The 20854-nt window shown below is 65.6% G+C and carries 18 protein-coding genes; 11 read left to right on the top strand and 7 right to left on the bottom strand.

The annotated features are described in order from the left end of the window. Positions 1–30: 30 nt before the first annotated feature. The 3 genes from CWS35_RS15080 to CWS35_RS15070 form a co-directional block, all read right to left on the bottom strand. Positions 31–825, bottom strand: a complete 795-nt coding sequence (locus CWS35_RS15080) for a FadR/GntR family transcriptional regulator (protein WP_100952353.1) — start codon at positions 823–825, stop codon at positions 31–33. 175 nt (positions 826–1000) lie between these two features. After that, positions 1001–2119: an amino acid ABC transporter permease gene (locus CWS35_RS15075; protein ID WP_100952352.1), complete on the bottom strand. Its 1119-nt coding sequence runs from the start codon at positions 2117–2119 to the stop codon at positions 1001–1003. Between the two features lies 1 nt (position 2120). Continuing rightward, entirely contained in the window at positions 2121–3308 is a 1188-nt protein-coding gene (locus CWS35_RS15070; protein WP_100952351.1) for an amino acid ABC transporter permease, read from the bottom strand. A gap of 95 nt (positions 3309–3403) precedes the next feature. On the opposite strand from CWS35_RS15070, the gene CWS35_RS15065 reads away from it, so the two are divergent. The 5 genes from CWS35_RS15065 (at position 3404) to CWS35_RS15045 (ending at position 8591) form a co-directional block, all read left to right on the top strand. Next, positions 3404–4288 carry a MurR/RpiR family transcriptional regulator gene (locus CWS35_RS15065; protein ID WP_100952350.1) on the top strand — a complete coding sequence of 295 codons (885 nt, stop codon included), beginning with the start codon at positions 3404–3406 and terminating at the stop codon, positions 4286–4288. After that, entirely contained in the window at positions 4285–5634 is a 1350-nt protein-coding gene (locus CWS35_RS15060; protein ID WP_100952349.1) for an aspartate aminotransferase family protein, read from the top strand. The genes CWS35_RS15065 and CWS35_RS15060 overlap by 4 nt, the downstream gene beginning before the upstream one ends. Positions 5635–5646: 12 nt before the next feature. Then, complete coding sequence (locus tag CWS35_RS15055; protein WP_024580583.1) at positions 5647–6657, top strand: amino acid ABC transporter substrate-binding protein; 1011 nt, start codon at positions 5647–5649, stop codon at positions 6655–6657. A gap of 164 nt (positions 6658–6821) precedes the next feature. Continuing rightward, on the top strand, positions 6822–7457 hold the full coding sequence (locus CWS35_RS15050) for an aspartate/glutamate racemase family protein (RefSeq protein WP_100952348.1): 636 nt from the start codon (positions 6822–6824) through the stop codon (positions 7455–7457). Positions 7458–7640: 183 nt separating this feature from the next. After that, complete coding sequence (locus tag CWS35_RS15045; RefSeq protein WP_245438973.1) at positions 7641–8591, top strand: YiiG family protein; 951 nt, start codon at positions 7641–7643, stop codon at positions 8589–8591. 138 nt (positions 8592–8729) lie between these two features. Here CWS35_RS15045 and CWS35_RS15040 read toward each other — a convergent pair whose 3' ends face one another. Next, entirely contained in the window at positions 8730–10064 is a 1335-nt protein-coding gene (locus CWS35_RS15040; RefSeq protein WP_024580580.1) for an MFS transporter, read from the bottom strand. Between the two features lie 327 nt (positions 10065–10391). On the opposite strand from CWS35_RS15040, the gene CWS35_RS15035 reads away from it, so the two are divergent. After that, positions 10392–11591 carry a multidrug effflux MFS transporter gene (locus CWS35_RS15035; protein ID WP_210202824.1) on the top strand — a complete coding sequence of 400 codons (1200 nt, stop codon included), beginning with the start codon at positions 10392–10394 and terminating at the stop codon, positions 11589–11591. Positions 11592–11685: 94 nt separating this feature from the next. On the opposite strand, the gene CWS35_RS15030 is transcribed toward CWS35_RS15035, so the two are convergent. Next, on the bottom strand, positions 11686–12117 hold the full coding sequence (locus tag CWS35_RS15030) for a DUF983 domain-containing protein (protein WP_245438972.1): 432 nt from the start codon (positions 12115–12117) through the stop codon (positions 11686–11688). Between the two features lie 110 nt (positions 12118–12227). Here CWS35_RS15030 and CWS35_RS15025 point away from each other — a divergent pair, with 110 nt between their 5' ends. Further along, positions 12228–13604, top strand: coding sequence for a PLP-dependent aminotransferase family protein (locus CWS35_RS15025; RefSeq protein WP_100952345.1), 1377 nt, complete (start codon positions 12228–12230; stop codon positions 13602–13604). Between the two features lie 145 nt (positions 13605–13749). Beyond that, on the top strand, positions 13750–15012 hold the full coding sequence (locus CWS35_RS15020; RefSeq protein WP_245438971.1) for a serine hydrolase: 1263 nt from the start codon (positions 13750–13752) through the stop codon (positions 15010–15012). A gap of 17 nt (positions 15013–15029) precedes the next feature. Here the strand turns inward: CWS35_RS15020 and CWS35_RS39000 are convergent, their stop codons facing one another. Next, positions 15030–15242, bottom strand: coding sequence for a hypothetical protein (locus tag CWS35_RS39000; protein WP_157817148.1), 213 nt, complete (start codon positions 15240–15242; stop codon positions 15030–15032). A gap of 265 nt (positions 15243–15507) precedes the next feature. Between CWS35_RS39000 and CWS35_RS15015 the strand changes: the two genes are divergently transcribed. Continuing rightward, positions 15508–16467: a hypothetical protein gene (locus tag CWS35_RS15015; RefSeq protein ID WP_244442176.1), complete on the top strand. Its 960-nt coding sequence runs from the start codon at positions 15508–15510 to the stop codon at positions 16465–16467. A gap of 170 nt (positions 16468–16637) precedes the next feature. Here the strand turns inward: CWS35_RS15015 and CWS35_RS15010 are convergent, their stop codons facing one another. Continuing rightward, positions 16638–17870, bottom strand: coding sequence for a rhodanese-like domain-containing protein (locus tag CWS35_RS15010; protein WP_100952344.1), 1233 nt, complete (start codon positions 17868–17870; stop codon positions 16638–16640). A 264-nt stretch (positions 17871–18134) separates the two neighbouring features. Between CWS35_RS15010 and glgC the strand changes: the two genes are divergently transcribed. Together glgC and glgA are read left to right on the top strand one after the other, a co-directional pair. Beyond that, a complete protein-coding gene (gene glgC / locus CWS35_RS15005; protein WP_024580573.1) occupies positions 18135–19397 on the top strand; it encodes a glucose-1-phosphate adenylyltransferase in 1263 nt (420 codons plus the stop codon). Beyond that, a complete protein-coding gene (gene glgA, locus CWS35_RS15000; protein WP_100952343.1) occupies positions 19394–20848 on the top strand; it encodes a glycogen synthase GlgA in 1455 nt (484 codons plus the stop codon). The genes glgC and glgA overlap by 4 nt, the downstream gene beginning before the upstream one ends. Positions 20849–20854 lie beyond the last annotated feature (6 nt).

Raw genomic sequence — 20854 nt, 5'->3', positions numbered from 1 at the left:
ACGCGTGATGCAGCAGTCGGCCGATGCGGTTCAGTCGAGCCGCAACGGCTGGTGAAAGACGGGCAGATCGATGCGCCGGTCTTCCTTCGGGACGACCACGGCTTCGGCGCTCAGCACATGATCGAGCATCACGCGGCGGGCCCGTGCGGCATTGCCGGAGCGGAACGCGGCCATCAGGCGCTTGTGAAACTCGATGTTCTCGCAGGTGAAGCTCGATGCGAATTCCTGCACGCCGAGCTTGCCGATCAGATGGCGGATCGCCTCGTTGATGAAGCGGCAGACGAGGCCGAGCAGCGGATTGGGACAGGCCTCGATCAGGATGTCGTGGAAATCGATCTCGGCGTGGCGGTGATGCTCCCAGTCCGTGGGTCCGCCCCGATGATGCTCCTGAACCGCGATCGCCTTGTCGAGCGCCTTGAAATGCTCCGCCGTGAGGTGGCCGACCACGCTGAAGGCAAGCTCCGGCTCGATCAGGCGGCGGATCTGGTAGATCTGCGCGGTCGAGATCGACTGGAAATAGAAGTAGTTGCTGAGCAGGCCGACGATCCGGTTGATCGACACCGGCGCCACCCGCGCGCCGCCGCCGGGCCCGGTGGTGTTCTGCACCAGGCCCTGCACTTCCAGCGACTTGAGCGCCTCGCGGATGGTCGAGCGGCTGCAACCGAACATCTCGATCAGCTCGCTCTCCTGCGGCAGCCGGTCGTTGGGCTGCAACCCGGCCTGGAAGATGTGGCCTCGGATCAGGTCGGCAACGGCGTCGGAGCGCTTGCGCTTGATCGAGGCGCGGCGCGACGGGTCCAGGGCGGGCAGAGCCGATTTATCCATTTTATGATCATAAATAGGATCGGGACGGCTTCGCAAGCCCTTTGTGGCCGCCCGCTCTCCCTCAACCCGTCAGGCCCGGGCTTGTCCCGGGCATCCACGACTTGGTTTCTCGATGAAGGGGGAGTCGATGGCCGGGCCGAGAAATTGTTCAGAAGAGACGAAGAGCCCGGACCGCTCAGCCGGGGCCGCGCTGCGCCTCGAGGCTGCGGCTGTAGCGCGACATCGCGAAGCAGAAGATGAAGTAGATGACGCCGACAAAAATGTAGACCTCGACGCTGAACGACTGCCAGGCCGGATCGACGATCGCGGTCTTGGCAGTGGTCAGGAGGTCGAAGATGCCGATGATCAGGACCAGGCTGGTGTCCTTGAAGAAGGCGATGAAGGTGTTGACCAGCGGCGGGATGACGTGGCGGATCGCTTGCGGCAGCACGATCAACGCGTGCTTCTCCCAGTATGACAGCCCGAGCGCATCGGCCGCCTCATATTGTCCGCGCGGCACCGCCTGCAGGCCGCCGCGCACCACTTCGGCGAGATAGGCGCCGGCATAGAGGATGAAGGCGATCTGCGCGCGCAGCAATTTGTCGATGTTGACGCCGTCCGGCATGAACAGCGGGAACATCACGCTCGCCATGAACAACAGGCTGATCAGCGGCACGCCGCGGATCAGCTCGACATAGAGCACCGAGAGCGAACGGATCGCCGGCAGCTTCGAGCGGCGGCCGAGCGCGACCAGGATGCCGAGCGGGAAGCCGAGCGCGAGACCGAAGGTCGCGAGGATCAGCGTCACCGGCAGCCCGCCCCAGCGATCCTGCGTGACGAAGCTGAGGCCAAGGAAGCCGCCCCACATCAGGCCACCGATCAGGACCAGCGCCGCGGCCCACAACAGGAACAGTTCCTTGCGCCAGAAGCTGCGGCGGCTCGAGACCACGAACAACGCGATGAAAATCGCGACCGCGAGCGCTGGCCGCCACTGCTCCTCGAACGGATAGGTGCCGAACAGGATGAAGCGATACTTCTCCGGGACGACCGCCCAGCAGGCGCCGAGGCCACGCAGCGCGCGGCAGGCGCTGCTGTCGTTGCCGGGAACGATCCAGACCGCGTTCGCGATGCCCCATTGCCAGAACGCGACGCATGCCTTGCCGAGCAGGAACAGCAGCATCAGCGTCATGATGCTTGACGGGATCGAGGCAAACAGATTGGCGCGCAGCCAGCCGGTGGGACCGCCGAGCGCGCGCGGTGCCGGCCGTGGCGCGATCGGCAGCCGATCCTGCGGCAGCTCTGCGACCGAGCTCATCTCAGCGCTCCACCAGCGCGATCCGCGCATTGTACCAGTTCATGAACAGGCTGATGCCGAGACTGATGGTGAGGAACACCATCATGATCAGCGCGATCGACTCGATCGCCTGGCCGGTCTGGTTCAGCGTGGTGTTGGCGATCGAGACGATGTCCTGGTAGCCGACCGCGACCGCGAGCGAGGAGTTCTTGGTCAGGTTCAGATACTGGCTGGTCATCGGTGGGATGATGACGCGCAGCGCCTGCGGCAGCACGATATGTTGCAGCACGAAGCCGCGCTTCAGCCCGAGCGCCTTGGCGGCCTCCGACTGGCCGCGCGGCACCGCCTGGATGCCGCTGCGCACGATCTCGGCGATGAAGGCCGAGGTGTAGGTGACGAGCGCGATCAGCAGCGCGAAATATTCCGGCGCCAGTGTTAGCCCGCCGACGAAATTGAAGCCGCGCAGCTCGGGCATCGTGACGCTCCAGCTCGCGCCCAGAAGCCATGACACCAGCGCGGGCAACGCGACGATCAGGCCGAGCGCATACGGCCACACCGGCCGCGCCCGGCCGTCGCGCATCTGCTGCGCGATCAGGCGGCGCCTGACCACGGTGAAGACGATCACGCCCGCGACCAGCGCGAGGATCGTCCAGCCATTGGCCCCGTGCAGCGGGACCGACGGCAGGATCAGGCCGCGATTGGAGAGATAGACGCCCTCGACCGGCTTGAACGCCTGGCGCGCCGCCGGCAGGCCCTGCATCAGCACGTACCAGAACAGGAGCTGCAACAGCAGCGGCAGGTCGCGCAGCACCTCGACATAGACAGCGGCGAGCCGCGCCAGCAGCCAGTTCGACGACAGCCGCGCGATGCCGACCAGCGTGCCGATCACGGTCGCCAGCACGATGCCGATCACCGCGACGCGCAGCGTGTTGACGATGCCGACGATGAAGGCACGCAGGTAAGTGTCCTTCGGCGTGTAGTCGATCCAGCTGTCGGCGATCGGCATGCCGGCCTCGCGGCCGAGGAAGGCGAAGCCGGTCGAGATCCGCCGTACCGAGAGATTATGGAGGGCGTTCGACCACAGGAAGGCGACGATCGCGACCGCGATGGCGACCACCAGGATCTGCCAGAACAGGCCGGCGACGCGCGGGTCACCGAGCGAAAGCCGCCAGGGCCGGGCGGGAGGGCGTTTCGGCGTCGATGTCGTCACAGCACGAGGATCCCGGTGAGAAACGATCTTCTGCCATGCGCTGTATGCGCGCATCATATGTTGCACCAAATTGATAATTGTGCAACATATGTTTCATGGCCCAGGCTCAGCCGAAACCATCGCCCCTCAACGAATTGTGCAGCGCATTGCCGTCGCTGCCAATGCGGTTGCAGGAGGTCGGTCGGTTTGTCGCAGCCAATGATTACGACGCCACGACGCGCTCGATGCGCGAGCTTGCCTCCGTCGCCGGCGCCGATCCCGCCTCCTTTACCCGACTTGCAAAGGCGCTCGGCTACACCGGCTGGGACGAATTGCGCGCCGCACTCACCGAGGCGCGCCGGCCGGCGCAGGGTTCACCCTTCTCCGGCCGGGCCAAAAGCCGCCGTGTCGGGCCCAATGCCGATGTCAAACTGGTCCACGACAAGCTGGAGGCGGAGGCCGCCGGCCTCACGCGGATTTCAGCGAGCGCGATCGCGGACGCCGCGCGTGCACTGCACGCGGCGAACCGGATCTGGATCACCGGCTTTCGCAGTTGCCGCGGCGTGGCGGAACTCCTGACCTACCAGCTTCGCCTGTTCCGCCCGGACGCCGTGCTGTTGGTCGGCGGTTCCGGCCCGTTCGATCTCGACCACGGCGCCTTCCGCACCGAGGACGCGGTAGTCGTGATCGGCTTTGCGCCCTACTCCATTGCCAGCGTCGAAACCGCCCGCGCGGCGCACCAGGCCCGCGCGACGCTGATCGCGATCGCCGACACGATCAGCGCGCCAATGGCCGAAGGCGCCGACCATCTGCTGCTGTTCGAGGCCGCTTCCTCCCCGGGGTTCTTCCCGAGCCTCACCGGCGCGATCGCGGTGGCGCAGTCGTTGGCCGCCGTCTGCTTCACGCTGGGCGGCGCGGGCGCAAAGCGCAAGCTGGAGGCGACCGAGGGCCGGCTTGCCGAGACCTCGCAGTATTTTGTCGAGAAAGGATCACTGTCATGAGCGCCAACAAGAGCCGCGTGATGCATCGCAGCCTGCGCGAAACCCCGCCGAAGGCGGTAGGCGGCGACGGCGTCTTTCTGATCGCCGAGGACGGCCGTCGCATCCTGGATTCCTCGGGCGGCGCCGCCGTGTCCTGCCTCGGCCACCAGCATCCGCGCATCCTGGCCGCGATCGCCAGGCAGGCCTCCACGCTCGCCTATGCCCATACCGGTTTCTTCTCCTCCGCACCCGCGGAAGAGCTCGCCGAACGGCTGGTCGGCCACGAGCCCGGCGGTCTCGGCTATGTCTATTTCGTCAGCGGCGGCTCCGAGGCGATCGAGGCTTCGATCAAGCTGGCGCGCCAATATTTCATCGAGCGCGGCGAGCCGAAGCGCGCCCGCTTCATCGCCCGCAAGCAGAGCTATCACGGCAACACGCTCGGCGCGCTGTCGGCCGGCGGCAATGCCTGGCGTCGCGAACCCTACGCGCCGCTGCTGTCGCCTGCGTTCAGCCATGTCACCCCGGCCTTCGCCTATCACGAGAAGCGCGACGATGAATCGGAGGCCGCCTTCGTGGCGCGGCTCGCCGCCGAACTCGAAGCCGAATTCCAACGGATCGGCCCTGAGAATGTCGCGGCCTTCATCGCCGAGCCGGTGGTCGGCGCTACCGCCGGCTGCGTGCCTGCGCCGGAGGGTTACTTCAAGGCGGTGCGCGATATCTGCAATCGCCACGGCGCGCTCCTGATCCTCGACGAGGTGATGTGCGGCATGGGCCGCACTGGCACGCTGCATGCCTGGGAGCAGGAAGGCATCGCGCCCGACATCCAGGCGATCGCCAAGGGTCTCGGCGGCGGCTATCAGCCGATCGGCGCGATGCTCGCGAGCGACCGCATCGTCGACACCGTGCGGGACGGCTCGGGCGCATTCCAGCACGGCCACACCTATCTGGCGCATCCGCTCGCCTGCGCCGCGGCGCTCGAAGTGCAGAAGACGATCGCGGAGGAGAATTTGCTCGACCAGGTCAAGGAGCGCGGCCGCCAGCTCGAGCAGCGGCTCACCGAACGCTTCGGCAATCACCGCCATGTCGGCGACATCAGGGGCCGGGGCCTGTTCTGGGCGATCGAGCTGGTCGCCGATCGCGGCACCCGCCAGCCGTTCGATCCCAAGCTCAAGCTGCATCAGCGCATCAAGTCCGCGGCCTTCGCGGGCGGACTTGCCTGCTATCCGTCCGGCGGCACCGCAGACGGCCAGCGCGGCGACCATGTGTTGCTCGCCCCGCCCTATATCACGACTTCCGGCGACATCGACATGATCGTCGAAAGGCTCGGCGCTGCGGTCGACAGCGCATTGAAGGACGTTGGTCACTAGGAGGAGGACAGAATGTACAGGGCATTGATCACCGCAACCGTTCTTGTCGCGAGCATCGCGAGCGCAAGCGCGGCAACGCTCGACACCGTCAAGCAGCGCGGCACGCTGGTGTGCGGCGTTTCCACCGGCTTCGCCGGCTTCTCGGCGCCGGACTCGCAGGGCAACTTCAAGGGCCTCGACGTCGACTATTGTCGCGCGCTTGCGGCCGGCGTGCTCGGCGATCCCGCCAAGGTGCGCTATGTCGCACTGACCGCGCAGAACCGCTTCACCGCGTTGCAGTCCGGCGAGATCGACGTGCTGTACCGCAATTCGACGCAAACCTATCTGCGCGGCACCACGCTCGGGCTGCGCCAGGGCCCGGTCAATTTCTACGACGGCCAGGGCTTCGTGGTGAAGAAGGACCTCGGCGTGAAGGAGCCGAAGGATCTCAAGGGCGCCACCGTCTGCGTCGCCCAGGGCACCACCCATGAGGTGACGCTCGGCGACTACGGCCGCGCCAACGGCATCGACTGGAAGCCTTTGGTGTTCGACCGGCCCGACACCATGTACCAGGCCTTCTTCGGCGGCCGCTGCGATGCCATGACCCAGGACGCCTCCGCGCTCGCCGGCGCGGTCGCGACCGCAGCACCGAAGCCCGACGATTACGTCGTGCTGCCGCTGACCATCAGCAAGGAGCCGCTCGGCCCGTTCACCCGCAACGGCGACGAGGTCTGGAGCGACATCGTGACCTGGCTGCATTACGGCCTGGTCGAGGCCGAGGAGCTCGGCGTCACCCAGTCGAACGCCGACGAGATGACGAAGTCGCAGGCCCCGGCAATCCAGCGCCTGCTCGGCGTGTCGGGCGATCTCGGCTCGCGGCTCGGCCTCGACAACAAATGGCTGGTCGCGGCGATCAAGGCCGGAGGCAATTACGGCGAGATCTTCGAGCGCAATGTCGGCAAGGCGAGCCCCTTGAAGCTCGACCGCGGCCTCAATGCCACCTGGAGCAAGGGCGGGTTGATGTACGCGATCCCGTTCAAGTGATCTCCACCTCGCCCCGCTTGCGGGGAGAGGTCGTCATTCAAGCAAAGCTTGAATGACGGGTGAGGGGGAGTCTCCGCATATCCCTTTCTGACCTGTTACGACGATAGAGCCCCTCACCCCAACCCTCTCCCGCGAAAAGCGGGGAGAGGGAGAAGAAAGACCTCATGCGCATCACCCTCATTCACGCCCTGAAGCACTCGATCGTGCCGATCGAGGCCTCGTTCGCGCGGCATTGGCCGGAGGCGCGGCTGATGAACCTGCTCGATGACAGCCTCTCCGCCGACCTCGCGCGCGACGGCAAGCTCTCCGAGCGCATGACGGAACGCTTTCTGGCGATGGGCCAATATGCGGCCAGCACCGGCGCCGACGGCATCCTGTTCACCTGTTCGGCATTCGGGCCCTGCATCGAGGCGGTGGCGCGCACGCACGCGCCGATGCCGGTCTTGAAGCCGAACGAGGCGATGATCGAACAGGCGGTCGCCAAGGGAAAGCGGATCGGCCTGCTCTCCACCTTCCCGCCGACGTTGGTGTCGATGCCGCCGGAATTTCCGTCCGAGGTCACGCTGGTGCCAAAACTCGCCGAGGGCGCCCTGGCGGCACTCGACGGCGGCGACCGCGCCGAGCACGATCGCATCGTGGTCGAGGCCAGCAAGGATCTGCGCGACTGCGACCTGATCGCGCTCGCCCAGTACAGCATGGCGCCGGCCGCCGCGCGCGTCGCCGAGGTCACCGGCCGCGAGGTGTTGACGACGCCCGACAGCGCGGTACTGAAGCTGAAGGCGATGCTTGGGGTCAAATAGGCGCGCGTTACACGCCGGGTTCCGACGATCGATCGAACGGATTTTGGCCGGTAGGCGACAAACAAGTCCGTCGATAGTGTACGACGCGGCGCCGGCGGAGGCCCGTGGCGTCACCTTCTGCCGTCACACAAGCTTCCTAGACCGGGGCGGCCAACTCCCGGCTGAGACAAGGGCAAACTCCTGATGCGAAATACCTCTTTCCTTCTGATTGCGGCCGTCATTGCGTTGCTCGAACCGGCCGCGGCCCAGCAGGCCCCGCCGGCATCGTCGGCGGGCGCCTCCTCCGCGCAACTGACGCAAAAGATGAATGCCTATGTCGGGTGCATCAACCGTCTCTCGGCGCGATCCTACGAATCCCGCGACCGGTACTTTTCCTGGGCCGCCAAGAGCGGTCCGACGTGCAAAGAGCGGATCATCTACGGCACCTACACGATCTACGACACGTCCGACTGCAAGACGAGCGTCGCGGCCGCCAATGCGGCGGAGCCGCACGATGCCGGGCTTGAAGCCGCCGCGAATGCATATGTTGCGGCCGTCACTACGCTCGAGCCGCTGTTGAAGGAGACGGACGACTACTACACCCAGGAGAATTACAAGGACGACAAGATGGCCAAGGGCAAGGCGCTGCATCCGCGCCTGGTCGCGGCCTGGGATGCGTTCGCCAGCGCCGACAAGGCGCTGCGCGCCGGCGTCGAGGCGATCAATGACAAGCGTGCCGCAGAGCAACTGGCCGCGATCGAGGCAAGCGAAGGCCGCAAATCGCACTATTATGTCGAGGCGCTGATGATCCAGGCCAAGCGCGTGCTTCGCGCAGAGCAGGCCGACAAACCCGACATCGACGCGATCACCCAGGCGCTCAACGAGTATGAGGCCACGGTGAAGGCAACCGAAGAGGCCTCGGGCAAGGACGGCGACGTCAAGCTCGGCTCGATGTTCATCGGCAGCGCCAAGTCATTCCTCACCACGGCGAAGCAACTGATGCGCCGCGTTCGCGACAAGGTGCCTTACAACTCGGGTGAGAAGATGATGCTGAGCAACGCCGGCGCGGGCTGGATGGTGGAAGGATCGCCGGCCCGGCTGATGCGCGACTACAATCAGCTCGTCGACGGCTACAACCGCGGCGCCCGGATCTGAAGGACCGCCGCTGCGTAGGGTGGATTAGCGTAGCGTAATCCACCGCAACGCAGAGACCGCGGCGGATTGCGCCGGAGCCTGTCGTCGGGCCGCGCTTTGCGCGGACTCGATGGGCTAATCCGCCCTACGGCTCTTCTCTCACGCTTTCGCGTCGTCGACGTTCAGATCGACACCCTGCGGGTCCTTGATCGTCGACACCGTGATCAGCGAGATCAGCGCCAGCACCGCGATGTAGACGCCGACGCGCCAGGACTCGCCGTAGGTACCGATGATCCATTGCGCGATCATCGGGGCGAAGGCGCCGCCGAAGATGGCGCCGAGCGCGTAGCCGATCGAGACGCCGGAATAGCGCACCTTGGCCGGAAACAGCTCGGCATAGAGCGCCGCCTGCGGGCCGTAGGACAGGCCGAGCGCGACAGTGAGGCCGACGGCACTGACGAAGAACAGCAGGAGATTCTTGCTGTCGATCAAAAACCACATCGGCACCGCCCACAGCACCATCAGCGTGTAGCCGATCTGGAAGCAACGCACGCGGCCGATCTTGTCGCCGAGGATACCGCCGACCAGCGTGAAGACGAACCAGCTCACCGCCGCCAGCGTACCGATCAGCAGCAGCTGCTCGGACGGCATCTTCAGCGTATTGGCGCCATAGCTGATCAGGAACGCGATCAGGATGTAGCCGGCCGCATTGTTGGCCATGAAGATCAGCGCGGTGCGGAAAATCTCCTTGCTGTGATTGCGCATCAGATCACGTAGCGGCGCGGAGGATTCGCGGTGCCGGCGCTGCATCGCCTTGAACACCGGCGACTCCTCCACGGTGCGGCGGATCACGATGCCGACGACGATCAGGAGGATCGACAGCAGGAACGGAATCCGCCAGCCCCACTCCATCATCGCCTGCTTGCCGAGCGTCGCGGTGAGCACCCACAGCACGCCGGTCGCCAGGATCATGCCGAGCGGCGTGCCGATCTGCGGGAACGAGCCGAAGAAGCTGCGCCGATCGACCGGCGCCGATTCCACCGACATCAGCGCCGCGCCACCCCATTCGCCGCCGGCCGAGAAGCCTTGCAGGATGCGCAGGAGAATAAGCAGTGCCGGCGCCCAGGCGCCGATCTGCGCGTAGGTCGGCAGCAGGCCGACCAGCGCGGTCGCCGCCCCCATCAACAGCAGCGTGACCACCAGCATGTTCTTGCGCCCGAAGCGGTCGCCGAGATGGCCGCAGACGATGGCGCCGAGCGGACGGAACAGGAAGGACAGGCCGAGCGTCGCAAACGAGACGATCTGTGCCAGCAGCGGATTGTTCGCGTTCATCGGCGCGAAGAACAGCGCGCCGAACACCAGGCCCGCCGCCTGGGCGTAGACGAAGAAATCGTACCACTCGATGGTGGTGCCGACGAGCGTTGCGGTGAGGACCTTGCGTTCCTCATCCGACAGTTCCGCGCCGCGCGAACGCGCGGACATTTCGATGGACATATGGCCTCCCCAAACCCGTTCTTGAATCAGTTCTTGGCCGTGCCGGCATGATCGGCGCGATGCGCCCGCCCCGCACGGATGCTGGTACCGGGATAGCAGAGGTTTTCGCGCGGCACGAGTTAAATAGTTGCAGCAGCAACGATAATACCCTGACCAGGGCCCGCGGTCCGGTTCCATGACCTGACGACCTCAGCCCTCGCCGACGGTCTCCCATCTCGAAACGCCGATTGTGCAACGCAGCAACGCCATTATGATCGGAGGCTCTCCAAGAGGTCATAAGTGTCTGACATCAATGCCGATGCCTGGGTTTCCTCAGGCCACCGCCCGATGGGCTTTCCTGAATTCGTCGTCGTCATCGCCTCGATCATGGCGCTGAACCCGCTGGCGATGGACATGATGCTGCCGGCGCTGCCGAACATCCGCTCCGCGTTCCAGATCGCCGACGCCAACCGCCCGCAAATGGTGCTGTCGATCTTCCTGGTCGGCTTCGGCGTCGGCCAGTTCGTGATGGGCCCGCTGTCGGACCGCTTCGGCCGCCGCCCGGTGCTGCTCGGCGGCATGACCGTCTACACCATCGCCGGCCTGCTCGCGATCATGGCGCCCTCGTTCGAGACGTTGCTTTTGGCGCGCGCGCTGCAAGGGCTCGGCACTGCGGCAACCCGCGTGATTGCGACCTCGATCGTGCGCGACTGCTACGCCGGTCGGCGGATGGCGAGCGTGATGTCGCTGGCGATGATGGTGTTCATCGCAGTGCCCGTGATCGCGCCGTCATTCGGCCAGGCGGTGATGCTGCTGACCCACTGGCGCGGCATCTTCGTGCTGCTGATGATCTACGGCGTGGTCGCGCTGGCCTGGAGCGCGATGCGGATGCCGGAGACGCTGCCGAAGGAGCTGCGCAAGTCGCTGGCGATCCCGGACGTGCTGTCGGCGTTCCGCCAGACCGTCACCAACCGGCAGACACTCGGCTATGCGCTCGCCGCCGGCGGCGTGCAGGGCTCGCTGTTCGCCTTCGTGTTCTCGTCGCAGCAGATCTTCACCGAGATCTTCAAGCTCGGACATTATTTCCCGGTCGCCTTCGCGGCCTGCGCGGTCGGCGTTGCGATCGCCGGCTTCCTCAATTCGCGGATCGTCGGCCGCATCGGCATGCGCGTGATCTCGCACGCCGCGCTGACGGGCTTTGTCGTGGTCGCAGGGGTGCTGTTCCTCACGGTGAAGACCGGCACGCTGTCGCTGCCGCTGTTCATGGTGCTGTCGGGCCTGATGATGTTCGCGTTCGGGCTGATGATGGCGAATTTCACCGCGCTTGCGATGGAACCGCAGGGCAAGATCGCCGGCACCGCCTCCTCGCTCTACGGTACCATCACCACGCTGCTCGGGATCGGCGTCGGCACCACGATCGGCCAGGACTACGACGGCACGCTGGGGCCGTTCGCGACCGGCTTCTTCCTCTGCACACTGGCCGCGCTCGCCGTGGTGCTGGTGACCGAGAAGGGCCGCATGTTCCGACCGCATCATCATCCGATTTGATGAACCCGTAGCCCGCATGAGCGCAGCGATATGCGGGGCCGAAAAGAACCCGGATGTCGCTTCGCTCATCCGGGCTACGATGCCGTAGTCTGCCTCAGGCTCCCGCCTTCGCTCGCTGAGCTACGGCGGACAAGTCGCGGGTCCGCGCGACGACACGTCGCGTCGCCGCAAATCCTTCCATCCCGAGCTGCCATTGCAGGCCGACGATCGCGCCCTTGGTCGGTTGCAGCAGCGCGAGTGCGCTGAACAAGGTCACCGGCAACCAGATCGCAAGTTGCAGCCAGGCCGGCGGCGCGTAGGCCATTTCCATCCAGAGCAGCGCCGGCACCACGACGTGGCCGACCACGACGATGACGAGATAGGCCGGGAAGTCGTCGGCGCGCTGCGGCGTGAAGTCCTCGCTGCACACCTCGCAATGATCCGCCACCTTGAGGAAACGGCCGAACAGATGGCCGCGCCCGCAGTTCGGGCACTTCATCGTGAAGCCGCGCCACATCGCCTTTTGCAGGGAAACCGTCTCGGTCATTTGTCGTTCTCCTTTGGCCGTCTTCCTTTGGCTGTTGTCCTTGACCTGATCTGATGATCCATACAATATGGATTCAAGAGCATACAATCAAAGACAAAGCGTCGAATTGCATGGATTGGATCCCTACGGTTTCGGAATGGCACGGCCCGATGTTCCTGCGCATCGTCGATGCGCTCGCCGCCGATATCGCCAGCGGCCGGCTGGTCCGCGGCCAGCGGCTGCCGACCCATCGCGCGCTGGCGACCGCGCTCGACATCGACCTCACCACGGTGACGCGCGCCTATGGCGAAGCACGGCGGCGCGGACTGCTCGACGCCCGCGTCGGCCAGGGCACCTTCGTCTCGGAGACCACCGCGCGCGCGGCGTCCGACCTGCCCACGCCGGTCAATATCGACCTGTCGATGAACCTGCCGCCACAGCCGGTCGAGGCCAATCTCGACCTGCGGATCGCGCAGGGACTGGCGACCATCCGCTCCGAGGCCGGGTTCTCCGCCTATCTCGGCTATACCCGTCCCGGCGGCACCGCGGATGAACGCGAGGTCGGCGCGGCGTGGCTCGCGCCACGCGTACCTGACGCATCGGCCGATCGCATCGTGATCTATCCGGGTTCGCAGGCGATCATCTTCAACGCCCTGCTGGCGCTGACGTCGCCCGGAGACGTCGTGCTGACGGAGGCGCTGACATTCCCCGGCATCAAGGCCGCGGCGGCACGGCTCGACGTCCGCCTGGTCGGCGTTGCGATGGATACTGAGGGCGCGCGGCCCGACGCGCTCGACGAGGCCTGCCGCAAGCACAAGCCGAAGGCGGTCTATCTGGTGCCGACGCAGCAGAACCCGACCACGGCGACGATGGGGCCGGCCCGGCGCAAGGCGATCGCCGATATCATCAGGAAGCGCGGCTGCGTCCTGATCGAGGACGACGTCTACGGCCCGCTCGAGCCGCAGATGGCGCCGATCGCGACCCTGATTCCCGAGCACACTTACTATGCCGCGAGCATCGCGAAATGCATCGCGCCAGCCTTGCGCGTGGCCTATCTGCTGGCGCCCGATGCGAGCGCCGAGCAGCGCATGCGCGCCGGCATGCAGGCCACCATGCAGATGCCGCCATCGCTGATGGTGGCGCTGGTCACGCAATGGCTACGCTCGGGGGTTGCCGCCGACATCATCCGTGCCATCCGCAACGAGGCGGCTGCCCGCCAGCAGCTTGCGGCGCGCTTCCTCAAGGGCGTGGCCTACGCGGCGCGGCCGGCGAGCCACCATCTCTGGATGCCCCTGCCGAAGCATTTCGACGGCACCGACCTGCTGTCGCATCTGATGCGCAATGGCCTCGCCGTGGTCGGCGAAGACGCCTTTGCGGCTGGAGAAGCCGCGCCCCGCGGCCTCCGGGTGTCGCTCGGCGCCGCGCGCAACCGCGCCGAGTTGAGCCAGGCGTTGCAGGTGCTGTCGAATGCCGTGCGGACGCCGGTCGGCGCCACGCAAATTGTATAAATTTTCGACCTTCGTTAAGGAATAAACTCGCTCAAAGAAGATTATGGTGCGCGGGAGCGCTCTCGCCACGCTTAGGCGCTCAAGGGCATCAGACAGGGGCAGCGTTCCAATGTCGTCCGGATTTGATCGAGCAGTCCATATCGCGATGCGGACGCGTCGGGCGGCAACGGCCGCGATCCTGTGTCTTGCACTTGTCACATCGGGCGCCGCGCGTGGCTCCGACGTCCCTGCCCCGTCGCCGGGAAAACTCGAACGCATTACCGAGTTCTTCGACGCCGAGGTCTCGAGCGGTCGCATTCCCGGCGCGGTCATCCTGATCCAGCAACACGGCAAGCCGGTCTATCTGAAGACCTTCGGCTATCGCGACGTCACGACCAAGTCGCCGATGCGCCTGGACACGATGTTCTCGCTGCGCTCGATGACCAAGCCCGTCACCAACACCGCCGCGATGATGCTGGTCGCTGACGGCAAACTGTCGCCGCAGGATCCGCTGTCGAAATACATTCCGGCGTTCGCCGACGTGAAGGTCGGCATCGAGCCGGACGGCGGCAACGATCTGAGCAAGCTCGAGCTGGTGCCGCCGATCCGTCCAATCACGATCGAGGACCTGATGCGGCACACCTCGGGCATCACCTATGAATATATCGGCGCCGACTGGGTCCAGAAACTCTATCGCGCGGGACATCTGTTCGACGGACAGTTCGACAACAAGGAGTTCACGGCCAGGCTGGCCAAGCTACCGCTGTCGCGGCAGCCCGGGACATTGTGGCGCTACGGTCATTCGACCGACGTGCTCGGCCGGGTGATCGAGATCGTCTCGGGCAAGTCGCTCTATCAGTTCGAGAAGGAGCGGATCTTCGATCCCCTGAAAATGAACGACACCAGATACGTGCTCGATGCGGAAGCCGAACGGACGCGGCTGGCGGAACCGCTGCCCTCCGACAAGATCCTGATCGACTCCGAAACCGAGCGGCGCGCGCATCCGGAGTGGGAGTCCGGCGGCGGCGGCCTGGTCTCGACCATTCTCGATTATGCGCGCTTCGCGCAGATGCTGCTCAATGGCGGCGAACTCGACGGCAAACGCTATCTCAGTCCGGCCGCCTTCAAGGACATGACGACGGACCATATCGGGCCGGGCTCCGGTGTCGGCCGCGACTATTGGTACTTCCCCGGCGACGGCTTCGGCTACGGCTACGGCATCGCGGTGCGGACCGATCCCGGCATCGCCAAGCCGCCGCCACCCGGCTCGATCGGCGAGCTGAAGTGGGACAGCGGCAGCGGCACCTATTTCGGCGTCGATCCGAAACTCGACATGATCTACATCATGCTGGAGCAGACCCAGAACGAACGCCAGCGCATCACACCCGCGTTCCGCAAGCTGGTGTACGACGCGTTCAGCCCGGACTGAGATCGGTCATCTTCGCGCTACTTCCGCCGCACTGTTTCCTGTCTGCGCCGCGCCGCGATCAGGCTTGCGGTGCAGTTGTTGCAGACGAATGCGCACTCGTCGGTAAACAAGCCGATGCGCGCGTCGAATTCGATCGCCTCATCGTCAGCGAGCCCATCGATGACGCCACCGCAGCACATGCATCGGCGCCGCGACACCAATTCCCGTTGCATGGCGCGCGCTCCTGCCATCGCAGCTTCCCTCTCGCTATATACTATCGTATATATCGAGGTGACAAGGCAGGCGGTGACAATCCGGCCGGGAACCCTGCACACAACAACCATCGGCCGGAGACGATCGCCTCACAATCCTGCCTGGTCCAACCAGGTTCATTGAGGAAACGCGATCATGATAAAAAACAAAGGCGACGCGGGCCGTCCGCGCGCAACGGGAGAGACGTTCGAGATCCGCCGCGCCGCACTGGAGCGTTTTCGAGCGAAGTGGATACCGGTTCGCGTGAAGAAAACGCGAAAGAACAAGAATCTCGCAAGCGCTGCGGCTGCCATCCTTGCGCTCGGCATGGCCGGCGCGGCCCGCGCCGAAACCGCTCCGGTGGGCGTTCCTGACAAGAGTTTTCCGGAGAGCGTGACCTCGACCTCCGACGGGACGCTCTACGTCGGCAGCTTCAATCATGGCGGGGTGACCAAGATCTCGGGCGGCAAGGCCGAGCAGCTGGTCAAGCCGGGCGCCGGCGACAGCCGCTCGACGCTGGGCGTGCTCGCCGACGAGAAGAGCGGGACGCTCTATGTCTGCTCCAACGACATCAGCGCGATGGGCGTCGCAGGACCGAGCGACACCAAGGGCGCCTGGCTGAAAACCTTCGATCTCAAGAGCGGCGCGCCAAAGGGCAGCTTTGCCCTGAGCGATCCGAAATCGTTCTGCAACGACATCGTAGTTGGCGCCGACGGCACCGCCTATGTCAGCGATTCCTTCGCGCCGTACGTCTACAGCCTGAAGCCGGGCGGCACCGCGCTTGCGACCTTCGCCACCGATCCGCAACTCGCACCGGCCAAGGACGGCGTCGGGCTCGACGGCATCGCGATCGGCGCCGACGGCAATCTCTATGTCACGACCTTCATTCCGGCCAAGCTGTTCAAGATCGAGGTCAAGGACGGCAAGGCCGGTGCCGTGACCGAGCTGAAGCCGTCGCGGCCGCTCGATCACGCCGATGCGCTGCGCGCCCATGGCGGCGACTTCCTGCTGATCGAGGGCAACGGCAAGCTCGACAAGGTCACGGTGAAGGGCAACGAGGCGACGATCGATACCATCAAGGACGGTCTTGCCGAGCCCGTCTCCGTGACGCAGATCGGTGACGTCGGCTGGATCGCCGAAGGCAAGCTGTCTTACCTGATCGGCGACAACAAGGGCAAGGACCCCGGCTCGTTCAAGCTGACGCCGGTCGCGCTACCGAAGTAGGGAACCAGCCTCGTCATTGCGAGGAGCGACAGCGACGAAGCAATCCATCTTGCCGCATATGCGGTGACATGGATTGCTTCGCGGAGCCTGTCATCGGGCGCGCGTTCGCGCGACCCGTTGGCTCGCAATGACGGGAATAGCCGCGACGCATGAACCGGGCCGCGCGCCGCTCAGATCACATAAAACCCGTGCGTGCCGTCGCGACGGAGCTGGTCGACGAGGCCGTACTCCCAATCGAGATAGGCCTGCATCGCCCGTTCCGCGACATCGGTGCCTTCATAGGGCCGCCGGTAGCGATGCGCGAGATCGGGCCGCGGCACCACGCGCGGCGGCCCGACTTCGAGCGCGCCGTCATAGCCACCTTCGAGCACATACACCTCCCAACCCATCTGGGCGAGCCAGGACGCCGTCATGTCGGCGCGGATGCCCTTGTCGTCGGTCAGCACGATGCGTGCGCCGCGCACCGGGGCTGCCATGTCGATCTCCTGCACCAGCTGGCCGCCGGCATAATGCCGGAAGCCGGCCAGATGACCGGCGGCGTAGTCGTCCGCATCGCGCACGTCGAAGCGATACAGCGTGCGGTGTGCGTCGCCGTCCAGCGCGGCGAGCTCGGCCATGCCGATGTGACGGACGCCGGCGCGATAGGCGACGTCGCGCGCGTTATCCGCGGCGCCCGCGAACGGCCCGACACCGCCGCGCTTCTCCGCGCCGTGTTCGAGATCGTGCTTCGCGAGCGTCCAGCCGATCGTGCCGTTGCGCAGCGCCCGCACCTTGTTGGGCAGCCCGGCATTGATCAGCGATTGCGTGCCGATGATCGAGCGGGTGCGGCCGGCGCAGTTGACGATGATGGTGGTGTCGGGATCGGGCGCGGCGCTGCCGGCGCGCAGCACCAGCTCCGCGCCGGGCATGCTGACCGAGCCCGGAATGTTCATGGTGGCATATTCGTCGAAGCGGCGGACATCGAGGATCGCGATATTGGCTTTGGCGGAGATCAGCGCTGCGACCTCGTCGGCGCTGAGCGACGGGGTGTGGCGCCGTGCCTCGACCAGTTCGCCGAATGCCTTGGCGTAGGAATTGACGTCCGCGAACACCTCGTAGCCGGCTGCCTTCCAGCCCTGCAAGCCGCTGGCGAGCGTCGCAATGTTGCCATAGCCGAGCGCCCGCAACTGCTCGGCCGCGGCAGTGACCAGTCCCTCACCATTGTCATAGAGCACGATCGGCACGTCCTTGCGCGGCAGGCGCAGCTCGGCTTCGAGCGCGATCCGGCCGGCCGCCATGTTGGCGGCGAACAGCGGATGGCCGGTGGCGAATTCCGCTTCGTGCCTGACGTCGAGCAGCGCGATCTCCCGGCGCAGCAGCAGTGCCGAACGGATGTCCTGGGGGGTGACGGAAGAAACTGTCATGAGATGCCGGCCTGGGCAGGAAAAATGCGCAGGCTTGCTCTAGGCCGAAATCGCGCGTCGTCAATAGATTTAACCAAGTCGCAACCCCGCTTCCCGGGAGGCGAAACCCGGGGAACGAAAACCGTCATCCCGCTTTGCTCAACCGGGGCGCACTTGCTACGTTCCCGATCGGCCCCGTTGGCGCCCGATCAGGCCTTCCGGACAAGAGAAGGTAGCGGGGCCAGCCTGAAGCGGTAGCACGCCTGAAGTTCTGGGAGGATGACCATGAGATCCGTCGGAAATGAACCATTGTCGCGTCACGCTCTCGCCTATGTATTGGCCGGCGGACGCGGCAGCAGACTTCAGGAGCTCACCGACAAGCGTGCCAAGCCTGCCGTCTATTTCGGCGGCAAGTCCCGCATCATCGATTTCGCGCTCTCCAATGCGGTGAACTCGGGCATCCGCCGCATCGCGGTGGCGACCCAGTACAAGGCGCACAGCCTGATCCGGCATCTGCAAGGTGGTTGGAACTTCTTCCGCCCGGAGCGAAACGAGAGCTTTGATATCCTGCCGGCGAGCCAGCGCGTCTCGGAAACCAACTGGTATCTCGGCACGGCGGATGCGGTGTACCAGAACATCGACATCCTCGAGGCGCACGGCACCAAGTACATCCTGGTGCTGGCCGGCGACCACATCTACAAGATGGATTACGAGATCATGCTGAAACAGCATGTCGAGAGCGGCGCCGACGTCACCGTCGGCTGCCTCGAGATGCCGCGCGCGGAGTCCTCAGGCTTCGGCATCATGCATGTCGACGACAACGGCGTGATCCAGTCCTTCCTGGAGAAGCCGGCCGATCCGCCGCCGATGCCCGGCAAGCCCGACAAGTCGCTCGCCAGCATGGGAATCTACGTGTTCGACTCGCAGTTTTTGTACGATGAACTGCGCCGCGATGCCGCCGACCCGAATTCCAACCATGATTTCGGCAAGGACATCATCCCCTACATCGTCAAGCACGGTCGCGCCGTCGCGCACCAGTTCAACGATTCCTGTGTCCGCTCCGGCGACGATCCGCGCTCCTACTGGCGCGACGTCGGCACCGTCGACGCCTATTGGGGCGCCAACATCGACCTCACCGACGTGGTGCCCGAACTCGATCTCTACGACCGCGCATGGCCGATCTGGACCTATGCCGAGATCACCCCGCCCGCCAAGTTCGTCCATGACGAGGACGGCCGGCGCGGCCAGGCCGTGACCTCGCTGGTCTCGGGTGCCTGTATCATCTCGGGCGCGTCGCTGCGCCGGTCGCTGCTGTTCACCGGCGTGCACGTCAATTCCTACGCCAATGTCGAGAACGCGGTGATCATGCCCTATGTCAATGTCGGGCGCGGCGCGCGGCTCAGGAACGTCGTGATCGATCGCGGCGTGCGGATTCCGGAAGGGCTGGTGGTCGGCGAGGATCCCGAATTCGACGGCAAACGCTTCCGCACCACCGAGAACGGGATCACGCTGATCACCCAGTCGATGATCGACAGGCTCGGCACATGACGCCGATCCGCGTCCTGGCGGTCGCCTCCGAAGTCTACCCGATCGTCAAGACCGGCGGCCTTGCCGACGTGGTCGGCGCGCTGCCGGCGGCGCTGAAAGAGCATGGCGTCACGACGCGGACGCTGGTGCCGGGATATCCCGCCGTACTCACGGCGCTGGCTTCCGCGGAGACGCTGCTGCAATGGCCGGAGTTCTACGGCGGCCCGATCCGCCTGCTCGCCGGCTCGCATGACGGCCTCGATCTGTTCGCGCTCGACGCTCCGCATCTCTATGCACGCCCTGGCAATCCCTATGTCGATTCCGACGGACGGGATTGGCCCGACAACGGCATTCGCTTCGCGGCGCTGTCACGAATGGCGGCCGAAATCGGCCAGGGCGCGATCCCGTCTTTCATTCCGGACATCGTGCATGCACATGACTGGCAGGCCGGCCTTGCGCCGGCCTATCTGCATTATGGCGGGCAGCCGAGGCCTGGCACGGTGATGACTGTGCACAATCTTGCCTATCAGGGACAGTTCTCGCCGGACATGCTGGCGACGTTCGGCCTGCCCGGCGAGGCCTACTCGCTTCACGGCGTCGAATATTACGGCACCATCAGCCTGTTGAAGGCCGGCCTGCAATTCGCCGACCGCATCACCACGGTATCGCCGACCTATGCGCGGGAGATCCAGAGCGACGACGGCGGCATGGGATTTGGCGGCCTGCTCCGCGAACGCGCCGACGTGCTGAGCGGCATCCTCAACGGCATCGACGTCGCGGTGTGGAATCCGGCCACCGATGCCGATATCGCAGCGCGCTTCAGCGCCGACAATCTCGCCGAGCGCGCGGCCAACAAGGCGGCGTTGCAACGGCGCTTCGGGCTTGATCCAGTGCCGGACGCGATGCTGCTCGGCGTCATCAGCCGGCTGTCATGGCAGAAGGGTCTCGACCTGCTGCTGGAGAATATTCCGACATTGCTCGGCGAAGGCATCCAGCTCGCGCTGCTCGGCAGCGGCGACCGCGATTTGCAGGATGGCTATGCCGCGCTGGCGCGCGACAATCCCGGCCGGATCGCGGTCGTGATCGGCTATGACGAGGCGCTGGCGCATCTGATCCAGGCAGGCGCCGACGCGCTCGCGGTGCCGTCGCGCTTCGAACCCTGCGGCCTCACCCAGCTCTGCGCGCTGCGCTATGGCGCGATCCCTGTTGTCGCCAATGTCGGCGGACTGGCCGACACCGTGATCGGCTTCGACGAGGCCGCGGTGACCGGCGAGGCCGCAACCGGCGTCAAGTTCGCACCGGTGACCTCGGAGGCGCTCGCGCATGGCTTGCGCACGGCGAACCTGCTGTTCAACGACAAGGTGACCTGGCGCCGGTTGCAGCAAGCCGGCATGGCCACCGATGTCTCGTGGCACGATCGCGCCGGCCGTTACGCCGCGCTCTATCGCGAGCTCGCGGCAGCGCGCCGCTAGACCCAA

The organism is Bradyrhizobium sp. SK17 (assembly GCF_002831585.1).
In the GTDB taxonomy this organism is placed as follows: Bacteria; Pseudomonadota; Alphaproteobacteria; order Rhizobiales; family Xanthobacteraceae; genus Bradyrhizobium.
The sequence above is the reverse complement of the archived record's forward strand: the minus strand, read 5'-3'. Positions and strand labels throughout refer to the sequence as shown.